Below are 13124 nucleotides of genomic sequence, written 5' to 3'. Positions count from 1 at the left end.
TCTTAGCACACAATTACGCGCCAGGTTGCTGATGAATAAAGGCAATAGCTTGCGCAAGATCACGCGTGCGTGGTGTGGGCGGCAGACTGCTCAGAAAAAGTGCGCCGTAGGGCCGTGACACCAGCCGCTGGTCGCAGATGACCAGAACGCCGCGGTCGTCCGTATCACGAATCAACCGGCCCACGCCCTGTTTTAGCGTAATCACGGCATCCGGCAGTTGCACATCGCTGAAGGGATCGCCGCCGCGGATGCGGCAATCTTCCATCCGGGCCTTAAGCAGCGGGTCCTCTGGCGACGTAAACGGCAGCTTATCGATAATGACCAGCGACAGCGCATCTCCCCGCACATCCACGCCTTCCCAGAAGCTGCTGGTCGCCACCAGCAAAGCATTCCCTTTATCGATAAACTCTTTGAGCAACTGTCCTTTGCTGGTTTCGCCCTGCACCAGCACCGGCAATGTCATGGAGGCCCGGAACTCGGCGGCCAGCTCACGCATCATCAGATGAGAAGTACATAAAAAGAAGCAGCGGCCTTTGTTCGCCTCGATCAGCGGCTTCATCATTTTTGCCAGCTGACGCGCGCCACCGGGGCGATTGGGCTCAGGCAGATTGCGTGGCACACACAGCAGCGCCTGCCGCGCATAGTCAAACGGGCTGTTGAGAATCAGGTTTTTTGCCTGACTGACGCCCAGTCGCTCGGCAAAGTGATCCATCTTTTCATCTACAGCCAGGGTGGCAGAGGTAAAAATCCAGGCCGCTTTACGGTTATCCATGACCTCGCGGAAACGTTCGGCAACCGATAAAGGCGTCAGCGCCAGCACAAAGTGACGCGATGTACATTCATACCAGTAGCTAAAGCCCGGTTCGCTGATGGCACGAATCCGTTTCAGTCGCGTGCGATAGAGCGCCGCGCGCTCAAAGGCCGCATCCAGCAGGGCAGAACGTCCAAGCGAAAGTTTGATCACGTCGTAACAGAGTTCCAGCGCATCATCCAGCAGCGTAAACATGCGCATGATGTTGTTATCGCTGAGGAGGTCGCGCAGGTTGCCGCGGTAGCCCGGTTCTCCCAGCGTCAGGCGAAAGTCCTGGGCACACTGGGCCAGACGGTCAGCGGATTTTTGCAACTGCTGAACGTCCCGCACTTCCGTGCGGTAGGCGATAATGATGTCTTTGGCGAGATCGGCTAACTGACGACTCGACAGCTGCTGACCAAAATACTGACTGGCGATATCCGGCAGTTGGTGCGCTTCATCAAAAATCATGACGTCCGCTTCAGGGATCAGTTCCCCGAATCCGCCCTCTTTTACCACCAGATCGGCCAGGAAAAGATGGTGGTTGACCACGACGACATCGGCGTCCATCGCTTTTTTACGTGCTTTAACGACGAAACAGTCTTTATAAAGGGGGCAGTCGCTGCCCAGACAGTTGTCGTTGGTGCTGGTAACCAGCGGCCAGAGCGGACTGTCTTCGGTGACGCCGGCACAGGTACTGATATCGCCATCCGGGGTTTGCGAGGCCCAGCTGCGGAGCGTGACAAAATCCGTGAGAGCCTGAACGCTCATATCGGCCCCGGTCGCGGACTGCTGCTCCATACGCTCCAGGCACAGATAGTTTGACCGGCCTTTAAGCAGCGCAGTTTTACCGGTAAACGTAAGCGCTTTCGCAATGGTGGGAAGATCGCGCGCGTAGAGCTGATCCTGCAGGGCTTTTGAGCCCGTTGACACGATCACCTTTTTCTTCGCCCGCAGCGCCGGGGCAAGATAAGCGTAGGTTTTACCGGTGCCGGTCCCCGCTTCGACGACCAGTTCACCCTGATTCTGTACCGCCTCGGTGACCGCCTGCGCCATTTCACGCTGGGCCTCACGCGGTTTAAAGCCCGCAATGCCTTTTGCCAGCGCGCCATCAATTGCAAAATCGTCTGCCACGTACCCTCTCAATTACGGCCGAAAACACTGTATATTATGTCAGCATTGCAGCCCCGAAGGAAATCACAAACGGCAGCATTCTGCATGAAGTCTGCTGACCGGATGCGTTCAGTCAGTCTGACGGGCCAGGCCGCCCGTTATCGTCACGGGCTGATGTAGAGCGCACCCGCAACCAGTATCGCCATCAGGACGACAAGCGTAAAAAAACCGTGTTTTGCGGTACGCGACATACCGACAAACGTGGCGATCACAATAAACAGCAGCGTCAGTGCCCCGAACATTACCCAAAAGAGATAGTGCGTATTGGCCATGCGTTAATCCTGATTGTTCTGAACAAGTAAGCGACGCTTTATACCACTTTTCGCTGACGGTTGCGCGACTGACGGCGACCGTCTTCTGCAAGGGATGACAATCGTACCGGGAATATGTCAGGCTAGGCGTTCAGAAAATCAGGAGAAGAAAATGAGCATTACGCGCGTTGATCCCGAACACCGTATGTCCGAAGCCGTTATTCATAACGACACCATTTATTACACCAGTGTGCCCGAAAACCTCGACGCTGATGCCGAGGCGCAAACGGCTAATGCGTTAGCGGTGATCGATGCCCTGCTGACGCGCGTAGGCAGCGACAAAAGCAAAATCCTTGACGCTACCATTTTTCTGGTCGACAAGGCGGATTTTGCCGCGATGAATCGCGCCTGGGATGCGTGGGTTTCACCCGATAACGCCCCGGTTCGCTGTACGGTCCAGGCCGGGTTGATGAATCCGAAGTATAAAGTTGAAATAAAAATTATCGCGGCCCGCTGATCCCGAGCCCCGGGCGTCAGCCTTCATCGTCCTCTTCGAAGCGCGCCCGGATCATTTCACCTGTGTGGCTTTCACGTATCTCCTGTGCCACAACGGTAATCGCTTCACCGCTGGACATCCCTTCGGCCATTAACTGTTGAATGCGCTCTACGGCGCGCTGCTGCTGATCGTGTGAGAGTGCGGGTAATCCTGTCATCATCATTTTCTCCTGTTAAGGGCTGTCATTATTTCATGGGGAACAAACAGGTGCCAGTCAGGGAAAAATATGTCAGTCTAACGGCCTTACTGATGTCAAATTTCGTGCTCAATGATCGTTCAAACTCATAACCTGTGTTATTCGCCCGACGCCATCACCCACTATTTTTCGCGCATTGCGCATTTACCCTGGGCGATGCTGCTTTCGTCCGGCCAGGCCAGTCACAGTGATAACCGTTTTGATATTTTGACGGCGGACCCGCTTACCACCCTGACAACCCGTGGCAGCATAACAGAAATTCAGCAGGGCGATCGCGTTGAAACGCGTACTGACGATCCGCTCTCCTTATTACAACAGGAGTGTGACGCGCTGGGCGCTAAGCCACCGCGTCACCCCGATTTGCCCTTTCAGGGCGGGGCGCTGGGGCTGTTTGGCTATGATCTGGGGCGACGCTTTGAAACGCTGCCCGACACCGCCCTTCACGATCTGACTACGGCAGACATGGCCGTGGGCATCTATAACTGGGCACTGATTGCCGACCATCACCTCGGTAAACTCACCCTGGTCGCCCTGGACGATATCGTCTCGCGCCTTGCCTGGCTGGAAAACTGGCCCGAACGTGACGCGGCGGCGTTTTCCCTTACCAGTGACTGGCAGTCAAACCTCAGCATAGACGACTACGCGGAACGTTTTAATAAGGTACAGGCCTATATTCAGGCCGGTGACTGCTATCAGGTCAATCTGGCACAGCGCTTCAGCGCCAGCTATCAGGGGGATGAATGGCGGGCATTTTGTATGCTCAACCAGGCCAATCGCGCCCCGTTCAGTGCATTTTTGCGCCTGCCCGACAGCGCCATTCTGAGCCTGTCTCCCGAGCGCTTCCTGGCACTGGATCAGCAGGTTATCACCACCCGTCCCATCAAGGGTACGCGTCCGCGTGCGGCCGATCCTGAGGCGGATGCGGCCCAGGCTGAAAGTCTGCGCACGGCGGCGAAGGACCGCGCAGAAAACCTGATGATAGTCGACCTGCTGCGCAACGATATCGGTCGGGTCGCCGTCGCGGGCTCCGTGCACGTGCCCGAACTGTTTGTGGTCGAGCCGTTCCCGGCAGTCCATCATCTGGTCAGCACTATTCAGGCCACGTTGCCGGATCATCTTCATGCCTGCGATCTGCTGCGTGCCTGTTTTCCCGGCGGCTCGATTACCGGTGCGCCTAAAATTCGCGCCATGGCGATCATTGATGAACTGGAGCCTCACCGCCGCAATGCCTGGTGCGGCAGCATTGGTTATCTCAGTGTCTGCGGCAGAATGGATACCAGCATCACCATTCGTACGCTGATTGCTGAGCGTCAGCATCTTTACTGCGCTGCGGGCGGCGGCCTGGTCGCCGACAGTGATATGGCCTCGGAATATCAGGAAACGCTGGATAAGGTCAGTCGCATTCTGCCTGCACTGGAAAAAGGAGCCTGAATGGCGCTGACGCTGGCTGATTTTCGCACCCGTTTTATCCTGCAGCAGCCGCTGCATAACGCCCAGCCGCTGTTGGGGCGACATGCCGCTGTGTTAATCCCCGTCGTTGCCCGTCAACAGCCCGGCTTGCTGCTGACGCAACGTTCGCACGCCTTACGTAAACATGCCGGTCAGGTGGCCTTTCCCGGCGGGATGCAGGATCACGACGACAGCTCACTGGTGGCGACAGCGCTGCGAGAAGCGCAGGAGGAAGTGGGCATCGCACCCGATCGGGTTGAGGTGCTCGGCTGCCTGCCTCCGGTGACCAGCAGCACAGGTTTTCAGGTCACACCGGTGGTCGGCATTGTGCCTGCAACCCTCGAATTGCGCCTTAATCCTGATGAGGTTCAGAGCGCCTTCGAAATGCCCCTGACCGAAGCGCTTCGTCTTAGCCGCTACGCCGAACTTGACTATTATCGTGCCGGCATTCGCCACCCGGTGTGGCTTTCCCATTATCAGGGCTATCTGGTGTGGGGAATGACAGCAGGCATTATTCGTGCCCTGAGCCAGCAAATTGCATTTTAGTTGAGGGCGAGCCCATTTCTGCGCCTGAATTCAGCCTTTTGCGCCATGTCACACTATAATTTTTTCTGGTGGAATTAATTAGTTTATTTCATGCGAAAAGCAGCACGTTTACCCTGCCTCGCCGTTTACTATTAGCGCCATTAACTGCCACGGCAGTCTGCAAGTTTTTGTGAGGAGTGTCACCCATGATTTCGGTTTTTGACATGTTTAAAGTGGGCATCGGCCCATCCAGCTCTCATACGGTCGGTCCGATGAAAGCGGGTAAACAGTTTGTGGAGTTGTTGTCTGAACAAGGCAAGCTGCATGAGGTGACACGCATTGCGGTCGATGTCTATGGTTCCCTGTCGCTGACCGGTAAAGGTCACCATACGGATATAGCGATTATTATGGGCTTAGCCGGCGAATCGCCTGACAGCGTCGATATCGACGCCATCCCCGCGTTTATTAAGGATGTGCAACAACGTGAACGCCTGCCCCTTGCCAAAGGCGCGCATGAAGTCGATTTTCCGCGTGAAGGCGGTATGGTGTTCCGCAGCGAAAATCTCTCCCTGCACGAAAATGGCCTGCGCCTGCTGGCGTTCTCCGGCGACCTGCTGGTGCTGTCTAAAACCTATTACTCTGTCGGCGGCGGCTTTATTGTCGATGAAGAGCATTTTGGTCAGTCGGCCCTGGACGAAGTCACGGTACCCTGGCCCTTCCACTCGGCCAAAGAACTGCTGGCCCACTGTCGCGAGACCGGACTTTCCCTGTCCGGGCTGGTGATGAAAAACGAGCTGGCACTGCACTCACGTGAAGAGATCAATGCATATTTTGCGACCATCTGGCAAACCATGCAGGCCTGTATTGACCGTGGTCTGAATACCGAAGGTGTGCTGCCCGGGCCGTTACGGGTACCGCGCCGGGCGGCGTCACTGCGGCGTTTGCTGATCTCCTCAGCCAAACACTCTAACGATCCGATGGTGGTGATTGACTGGATCAACATGTTTGCGTTGGCGGTTAATGAAGAGAACGCGGCGGGCGGTCGGGTGGTGACCGCACCGACCAACGGAGCCTGCGGTATCGTCCCCGCCGTCCTGGCTTACTATGATCACTTCATTGAACCCGTCACGCCCGACATTTTTATTCGCTATTTCCTCGCCTCCGGTGCCATTGGCATTTTGTATAAAATGAATGCCTCTATTTCCGGCGCGGAAGTCGGTTGTCAGGGGGAAGTCGGCGTTGCCTGCTCAATGGCTGCGGCAGGTCTGGCCGAACTGCTGGGCGCCAGCCCTGAGCAGGTGTGCGTGGCCGCCGAAATCGGGATGGAACATAATCTGGGTTTGACCTGCGATCCGGTTGCCGGCCAGGTTCAGGTGCCCTGTATTGAACGTAACGCAATCGCCTCGGTGAAAGCGATCAACGCGGCACGTATGGCCCTGCGCCGTACCAGCGAACCGCGTGTCTCACTGGATAAGGTCATTGAAACCATGTACGAGACCGGCAAAGACATGAACGCGAAATACCGCGAGACATCACGGGGCGGACTGGCGATAAAAGTTCAATGTGACTAATCATTCAGCCTATTTATTTTTAAATTGCGCCCGTTAAACAGTGCATTAGCAAGTCCTGCCTGATATAAATATTAACAACGCTAAAGCGACCCGACAGTCGCTTTAGCGCGTTCTTCACAGCCTTTCATTTTACGCACCGGTCCTAAATTTGCTCCAGGCCGTGCCGATAACAACCCAGCTATATCTATTTTTCTGGTTTTGGGAAGGTGATTCTTGATGTTCATGGCCCAGCAATATGTTGGACAGTACAGACGTAAGCGTTTGCTTATTGCTGTGGTGATTGCTTCTATTGTTCTTACGTTAACGCTGGCTTTGCGCTATTTCGAAGAAAAATCACGGATTCAGCAGCGTGCAATTAGCTTTGCCGATAACGCGATTACGCGTTTTGATCGCATGTTTTCTCCGCTGGATGTGGCAGCCAATAACACGCTGGGTTTAGTGGGCATGCCCTGTGAGGACGCGCGTTTTCCCTTAATCGAAAAGATTGCGTCCTTACAAACCGTGCGGGCGATTCTGCTGGTGAACGATGACTTACTGTACTGCTCCAGTATTTTCGGCTCACGGGATATCACCTTTAGTCAGACCTACCCTGAACTGGCGCTTAACGATAAGCGCATGATCCTGTCTACAGATGACTATCTGCTTAAAGGTTCGCCGGTCTTATTACTCTGGACGCCAACAACGCTGGATAACCGCTCAGGCATCCTGCAGGCCATCAACATTGAACTGATGAGCAGTTATCTGCTGGAACCGCAGTCGCCCTGGGTGGAACGCGCCATCTTTAACGTCAACGGCAAGAGCCTGGAATACGGCAATCCGCTTATTGAGTCGGCGGTCCCTTCGGAAGATGAAGTCACCTATAACGAAGCGTCACTGCGTTATCCCTACACGGTAACGCTTTATGGCCCTTCCCCATCCCGTCTGGCACTGGCCTCGTTGCCTTCTCAGTTGCCGCTGGCGCTAATGCTGAGTTTGTTAATAGGCTATGTCATGTGGCTGGCAACCGCCAACCGCATGAGTCTGAGCTGGCAAATCAGCTATGGCATCACCGCCAGGGAGTTTATTGTTTACTGCCAGCCGCTCAACAATGCCCGAAACGGTCAGTGTGACGGCATTGAAATCCTGCTGCGCTGGCATAACCCGCGCCAGGGCTGGATCCCGCCCGATGTGTTTATTCCGCTGACTGAGCGCCAGAATCTGATTAAACCTTTAACCCGTTTCGTGTTAAATCGCGTTGTCGAAGCCTTGCCGGATCTGCCTCACAGCCCGGATTTTCACATTGCTGTGAACGTCGCCGCCAGTCATTTTCGTGACCGCGCCATTCTGGAAGATCTGCAAACTATCTGGTGGCCTGCCAATCCGGTGCCAAAGCTGGTCGTCGAGCTTACCGAACGTGATGCGCTGCCGGTGGTCGATCAAACGGTCATTTCACAACTACATGAGATTGGCGTACGGCTGGCAATTGATGATTTTGGCACAGGCCACAGTTCACTGTCTTACCTGAAGGACCTGCAACCGGACGTGCTGAAGCTGGATAAAATCTTCACCGCCTCGATCGGCACGGATGCGATTAACGCGACCGTAACGGATATGGTTATCTCACTGGCGCAACGGCTGAATATCAGCCTGGTGGCGGAAGGCGTGGAAACCCCGGAGCAGGCTGACTATCTGCGCGACCGCGGCGTGGATCACCTGCAGGGCTACTATTTTGCCCGCCCCATGCCGCTGGAGGATTTCCCCGCGTGGCTACGGCAACATCAACTGACCAGCGACCTGTAGTGCCATGCCTGGGGTAAAAAAAACGCATCACAGTGTGATGCGTTTTGCGTTTTCCGGGGAGGTTAACCTTCTTCGTCCTCGTCATGCTGCGGATCGCGCGTCACACGAACCAGATCAATGCGATATTCTGTCGCTTCAATAATTTGGAAGTGAAGCGGCGCGATATCAATGACGTCACCCGGCTTCGGTAATTGTCCTTTCTGAGCAATCAGCAACCCTGCCAGTGACGCATGATCGTCGTCCGGTTTCACCAGCTCATGAAAATCAAGCAGCTGCTGGAGCGAGTGGAGATCGGTTCCCCCCTTCACTAACCAGCCGTCGCCGTCCATGATGATATCCGGCGTTTCGTCTTCATCCGGGAATTCACCTGCTATCGCTTCCAGCACATCCAGCGGGGTAATCAGGCCCTGTACCACACCAAACTCGTTGGTGACGATCACAAAGCTCCCTTTGGCACGACGCAGTACGCCCAGCAGGTTAATCGGATCGAGCGTTTCCGGCACCACGATAATCGGCGTGTTTGCCGCAAAGGTGGCAACATCCACACCATGATCCAGTGCGACCAGCAGCTCTTTGGCCCTGACAACGCCGATAATCTCGTCCAGTTCTCCCCGACAGACCGGGAACAGACTGTGCGGTGTGTCCAGCAACTGGATACGAATCTCGTCTACCGGACGACTGGCATCCACCCAGGAGATATCGCCACGCGGCGTCATGATGCTGCGAATTGAACGGGAAGCCAGCGTCAGTACGCCGTTAATCATATAGCGCTCTTCATCCTTAAAGGCTTCCTGTGGGATCGCGACGGCTATCGCCTGCTCTTCAGTGCTGGCCGGGGCCGTCTGTACCCGGTTGCGGCCCCCCATCAGGCGCAAAATGGCCTCAGCGGTACGCTCACGCATAGGACGATGCGACTGATGGCGAAGAAAGTTGCGACGCGCAATCTGGTTAAACAGCTCGATCAGGATCGAGAAACCAATCGCCGCATACAGATAGCCTTTAGGAATATGGAAGCCAAACCCTTCCGCCACCAGCGACAGACCGATCATCAGCAGGAAACTGAGACACAGGACAACGACCGTAGGATGGGCGTTAACAAATTTTGTTAACGGTTTAGAGGCCAGCAACATCACAATCATGGCGATCACCACCGCCGTCATCATGACCGGCAGGTTATTCACCATCCCCACGGCCGTGATCACCGCATCCAGTGAGAAGACCGCATCAAGTATGACGATCTGTGCCACAACGGCCCAGAAGCTGGCATAGCTGCGGTTGCCGCTGTTTTCCAGCTGACGGTTTTCCAGCCGCTCATGCAGTTCCATCGTGGCTTTAAAGAGCAGGAAGATACCGCCCGCCAGCAAAATAAGATCGCGTCCGGCGAAATTAAACCCGCCCACGCTAAACAGCGGCCGCGTCAGTGTGACCATCCAGGAGATCAGCGACAGCAGGCCCAGACGCATAACCAGCGCCAGCGAGAGGCCAATCAAACGCGCTTTATCGCGCTGCTTCGGCGGTAACTTATCGGCCAGGATGGCAATGAATACCAGGTTATCAATGCCGAGCACAATCTCGAGCACGATGAGCGTGAGCAATCCCGCCCAGATTGAGGGGTCGAACAGAAATTCCATTAGTGACTCCTGAAAAAGGATGTGATTACGCTAAAACGTACCAGCGTCTGACGACGTGACGGTGAGCAAGGTGTAAAAGCAAAGAAAACGCGGTCTGGCGTAAATTGACGCGCTGAGGAGCGCAAAGACAAGGTTAAGCAACGTCGGTGACGGTCCATAAGGGTGGGCTGAAGCCCATTACTCCTGAATAATTAACAGATCGCTAATGTATCAGTTCGGTCAACAAGGTCAAAAAATTTTCTTATTTTTACATTCTGTCATCACTTCGTTTATGCGCCATTAAAACGTAATTTCACGCTTTTATGCTGTAAATAGCCAACCGACATCACAAAATTTATTTTTTCGGTCACTAAAATAAATCCGGCATGCACGTAGTGAGTTGGTTATCCCTGCAATGTGGATATCGGGCCGGCAGGCTCAATAAAGAAGTCAGCATTGTTAACGCGATAATTCTTAACGGTTCCTCACCTTATGGAATCAACAAGCGAACGGAGGTAGCACGTGACCATTGCTCTGATCATTGGTACACACGGCTGGGCAGCAGAACAGCTGCTTAAAACGGCAGAGATGCTTTTAGGCGAACAGGAAAACGTCAAATGGATTGATTTTGTACCGGGCGAAAATGCAGAAACGCTGATTGAAAAATATCAGGCAAAGCTGGCCGAACTGGATACCTCAAAGGGGGTGCTTTTTCTGGTAGATACCTGGGGCGGAAGTCCTTTTAATGCGGCAAGTCGGCTGGTCATGGATCACGACAGCTATGAGGTCGTGGCCGGGGTGAATATTCCCATGTTAGTGGAAACCCTGATGGCGCGGGATGACAATCCAACCTTCGATGAGCTGGTGGCGATTGCGGTTGAAACTGGCCGTGAAGGCGTCAAAGCGCTGAAAGCCCAACCTGAAGTCAAACCCGCGCCCGTTGCTGCCGCACCGACTCCACCTCCCACCCCTGCCGCTGTCAGACCCCTCTCGCCTGACGAACACATGATTATCTGCCTGGCCCGTATTGATGACCGCCTGATTCATGGCCAGGTCGCCACACGCTGGACCAAAGAGACCAATGTCAGCCGCATCATTGTCGTCAGTGATGAGGTGGCAAACGACAATGTGCGCAAGACACTCTTAACCCAGGTCGCGCCGCCGGGCGTGACCGCGCACGTGGTTGGCGTCGATAAAATGGTGCGCGTCTGGAATAACCCCAAATATGCCCGTGAGCGCGTCATGCTGCTGTTCACCAATCCCACCGATGTCTTGCGGGTTGTGGAACAGGGCGTCGATATCAAAAGCGTCAACATTGGCGGCATGGCCTTCCGGCAGGGCAAAACGCAGGTCAACAATGCCGTGTCCGTTGATGAGAAAGATATCGCCGCGTTCCAAAAGCTCAATGAGCGCAATATCGAGCTTGAGGTACGCAAGGTTTCAGGTGATCCCAAACTGAAAATGATGGATCTGATAGCCAAAGTAGGCGCTTAACGGGCCAGCACTCTTTTCTATCCTGTAGAGGACACGAAGTATGATGGAAATAACCACACTTCAAATTATTTTGATCTTTATTATCGCCTGTATTGCCGGTATGGGATCCATCCTGGATGAGTTCCAGTTTCACCGCCCTCTGGTGGCCTGTACCCTGATTGGGATCGTACTGGGGGACATGAAGACAGGCATCATCATCGGCGGAACGCTGGAGATGATTGCACTGGGCTGGATGAACATTGGCGCGGCGGTCGCCCCTGATGCGGCGCTGGCGTCCATTATCTCCACCATTCTGGTCATTGCAGGTGGGCAAAGCGTCGGCGCCGGTATCGCGCTGGCTATTCCCCTCGCCGCCGCCGGCCAGGTGCTGACCATTATCGTGCGCACGTTGACCGTGGCATTCCAGCATGCGGCGGACAAAGCCGCAGAGAAAGGCAATCTTACGGCCATTTCGTGGATCCATGTCTCCGCCCTGCTGCTTCAGGCCATGCGCATCGCCATTCCGGCGTTGATCGTTGCGATTTCGGTTGGCACGGACGCGGTGCACTCTCTGCTCAGTTCGATTCCTGAAGTCGTGACGAACGGACTCAACATTGCGGGCGGCATGATTGTGGTGGTGGGTTACGCCATGGTCATCAATATGATGCGGGCCGGTTACCTGATGCCGTTCTTCTATCTCGGTTTCGTGACGGCGGCTTTCACCAGTTTCAACCTGGTTGCGCTGGGGGTGATTGGCGTGGTGATGGCCGTGCTTTATATCCAGCTCAGTCCGAAATATAACCGTACCGCCGGTGCGCCTGCGGCCTCGCCGTCAGCTAACGATCTTGACAACGAACTCGATTAAGGAACAGGTGACAACATGGTTGATATAACAAAAGTCGAAAAGAAACTGACGCCAGGCGATGTCCGTGCTGTTTTTGTACGCTCAAACCTGTTCCAGGGTTCCTGGAACTTCGAACGTATGCAGGCGCTGGGATTCTGTTTTTCTATGGTGCCGGTGATTCGCCGTCTCTATCCTGAAAACAACGATGACCGCAAGCAGGCGATAAAACGTCACCTTGAGTTCTTTAACACACATCCTTATGTTGCGGCCCCGGTCCTGGGCGTGACCATGGCGATGGAAGAGCAGCGCGCCAATGGTGCCGCAATTGATGATGGTGCAATAAACGGCATCAAAGTGGGCCTGATGGGGCCGCTGGCTGGCGTAGGTGACCCGATTTTCTGGGGAACGGTTCGTCCGGTGTTTGCCGCCCTGGGTGCGGGCATCGCAATGAGCGGCAGTTTGCTCGGTCCATTGCTGTTCTTCATCCTGTTTAACCTGGCCCGTCTGCTCACCCGTTATTACGGTGTGGCCTACGGTTACCGTAAAGGGATTGATATCGTCAGCGATATGGGCGGTGGCTTCCTGCAAAAACTGACCGAAGGTGCCTCTATCCTTGGGCTGTTTGTCATGGGCGCGCTGGTCAATAAGTGGACGCACGTCAATATTCCGCTGGTGGTGTCACGCATTACCGACCAGACCGGCAAGACCACAGTCACTACCGTCCAGTCGATTCTGGATCAGTTAATGCCCGGCATCGTCCCGCTCCTGTTGACCTTTGCCTGTATGTGGCTGCTGCGGCGTAAGGTCAATGCCCTGTGGATCATCGTTGGTTTCTTTGCTATCGGTATCTTCGGCTACTGGATCGGCCTGCTTGGGCTGTAATCCTGACGCAATCGGGAGCAAGGCT

General features: G+C 54.8%; 12 protein-coding genes. 8 read left to right on the top strand and 4 right to left on the bottom strand.

Translation table 11 applies throughout. From position 1 onward, the window contains the following. Positions 1-13: 13 nt before the first annotated feature. Positions 14-1924: a DNA repair helicase YoaA gene (locus GC090_RS09155; protein WP_110267436.1), complete on the bottom strand. Its 1911-nt coding sequence runs from the start codon at positions 1922-1924 to the stop codon at positions 14-16. 143 nt (positions 1925-2067) lie between these two features. Continuing rightward, positions 2068-2235 (bottom strand): hypothetical protein, encoded by a 168-nt coding sequence (locus tag GC090_RS09150; RefSeq protein ID WP_006119453.1) that lies wholly within the window; start codon positions 2233-2235, stop codon positions 2068-2070. Positions 2236-2386: 151 nt separating this feature from the next. On the opposite strand from GC090_RS09150, the gene GC090_RS09145 reads away from it, so the two are divergent. After that, entirely contained in the window at positions 2387-2731 is a 345-nt protein-coding gene (locus tag GC090_RS09145) for a RidA family protein (RefSeq protein ID WP_006119454.1), read from the top strand. A 16-nt stretch (positions 2732-2747) separates the two neighbouring features. Here GC090_RS09145 and GC090_RS09140 read toward each other — a convergent pair whose 3' ends face one another. After that, positions 2748-2930 carry a YoaH family protein gene (locus GC090_RS09140; RefSeq protein ID WP_006119456.1) on the bottom strand — a complete coding sequence of 61 codons (183 nt, stop codon included), beginning with the start codon at positions 2928-2930 and terminating at the stop codon, positions 2748-2750. A gap of 108 nt (positions 2931-3038) precedes the next feature. Here GC090_RS09140 and pabB point away from each other — a divergent pair, with 108 nt between their 5' ends. From pabB to GC090_RS09120, 4 genes are all read left to right on the top strand, one after another. Further along, positions 3039-4397, top strand: coding sequence for an aminodeoxychorismate synthase component 1 (gene pabB, locus GC090_RS09135; protein ID WP_324021424.1), 1359 nt, complete (start codon positions 3039-3041; stop codon positions 4395-4397). Next, on the top strand, positions 4398-4961 hold the full coding sequence (locus GC090_RS09130; protein WP_324021422.1) for a CoA pyrophosphatase: 564 nt from the start codon (positions 4398-4400) through the stop codon (positions 4959-4961). Positions 4962-5146: 185 nt separating this feature from the next. Continuing rightward, complete coding sequence (locus GC090_RS09125) at positions 5147-6511, top strand: L-serine ammonia-lyase (RefSeq protein ID WP_033741913.1); 1365 nt, start codon at positions 5147-5149, stop codon at positions 6509-6511. A gap of 216 nt (positions 6512-6727) precedes the next feature. Then, positions 6728-8290 (top strand): cyclic di-3',5'-guanosine monophosphate phosphodiesterase PdeD, encoded by a 1563-nt coding sequence (locus GC090_RS09120; RefSeq protein ID WP_324021420.1) that lies wholly within the window; start codon positions 6728-6730, stop codon positions 8288-8290. A gap of 62 nt (positions 8291-8352) precedes the next feature. Here the strand turns inward: GC090_RS09120 and GC090_RS09115 are convergent, their stop codons facing one another. Next, the gene (locus GC090_RS09115; protein ID WP_324021418.1) at positions 8353-9921 is read right to left on the bottom strand and encodes a TerC family protein; all 1569 of its coding nucleotides are present in this window, start codon (positions 9919-9921) and stop codon (positions 8353-8355) included. 501 nt (positions 9922-10422) lie between these two features. On the opposite strand from GC090_RS09115, the gene manX reads away from it, so the two are divergent. From manX to GC090_RS09100, 3 genes are read left to right on the top strand one after another with little or no spacing between them, the layout of a single operon-like run. Then, positions 10423-11394 carry a PTS mannose transporter subunit IIAB gene (gene manX, locus GC090_RS09110; RefSeq protein WP_039343077.1) on the top strand — a complete coding sequence of 324 codons (972 nt, stop codon included), beginning with the start codon at positions 10423-10425 and terminating at the stop codon, positions 11392-11394. Between the two features lie 43 nt (positions 11395-11437). After that, a complete protein-coding gene (locus GC090_RS09105; RefSeq protein ID WP_033742216.1) occupies positions 11438-12238 on the top strand; it encodes a PTS mannose/fructose/sorbose transporter subunit IIC in 801 nt (266 codons plus the stop codon). Between the two features lie 15 nt (positions 12239-12253). After that, a complete protein-coding gene (locus GC090_RS09100) occupies positions 12254-13099 on the top strand; it encodes a PTS mannose transporter subunit IID (RefSeq protein ID WP_006119465.1) in 846 nt (281 codons plus the stop codon). Positions 13100-13124 lie beyond the last annotated feature (25 nt).

The organism is Pantoea sp. JZ29 (genome assembly GCF_035190385.1).
Classification (GTDB): domain Bacteria; phylum Pseudomonadota; class Gammaproteobacteria; order Enterobacterales; family Enterobacteriaceae; genus Pantoea; species Pantoea stewartii.
The sequence above is the reverse complement of the archived record's forward strand: the minus strand, read 5'-3'. Positions and strand labels throughout refer to the sequence as shown.

Excerpts from the sequence above, each read along its gene's own strand:
- GC090_RS09120 (WP_324021420.1), top strand. The coding sequence starts at position 6,728 with ATGTTCATGGCCCAGCAATATGTTGGACAGTACAGACGTAAGCGTTTG.
- GC090_RS09100 (WP_006119465.1), top strand. The coding sequence starts at position 12,254 with ATGGTTGATATAACAAAAGTCGAAAAGAAACTGACGCCAGGCGATGTC.
- GC090_RS09130 (WP_324021422.1), top strand. The coding sequence starts at position 4,398 with ATGGCGCTGACGCTGGCTGATTTTCGCACCCGTTTTATCCTGCAGCAG.
- GC090_RS09150 (WP_006119453.1), bottom strand. The coding sequence starts at position 2,235 with ATGGCCAATACGCACTATCTCTTTTGGGTAATGTTCGGGGCACTGACG.
- GC090_RS09105 (WP_033742216.1), top strand. The coding sequence starts at position 11,438 with ATGGAAATAACCACACTTCAAATTATTTTGATCTTTATTATCGCCTGT.
- GC090_RS09125 (WP_033741913.1), top strand. The coding sequence starts at position 5,147 with ATGATTTCGGTTTTTGACATGTTTAAAGTGGGCATCGGCCCATCCAGC.
- GC090_RS09115 (WP_324021418.1), bottom strand. The coding sequence starts at position 9,921 with ATGGAATTTCTGTTCGACCCCTCAATCTGGGCGGGATTGCTCACGCTC.
- GC090_RS09140 (WP_006119456.1), bottom strand. The coding sequence starts at position 2,930 with ATGATGACAGGATTACCCGCACTCTCACACGATCAGCAGCAGCGCGCC.
- pabB (WP_324021424.1), top strand. The coding sequence starts at position 3,039 with ATGATCGTTCAAACTCATAACCTGTGTTATTCGCCCGACGCCATCACC.
- GC090_RS09145 (WP_006119454.1), top strand. The coding sequence starts at position 2,387 with ATGAGCATTACGCGCGTTGATCCCGAACACCGTATGTCCGAAGCCGTT.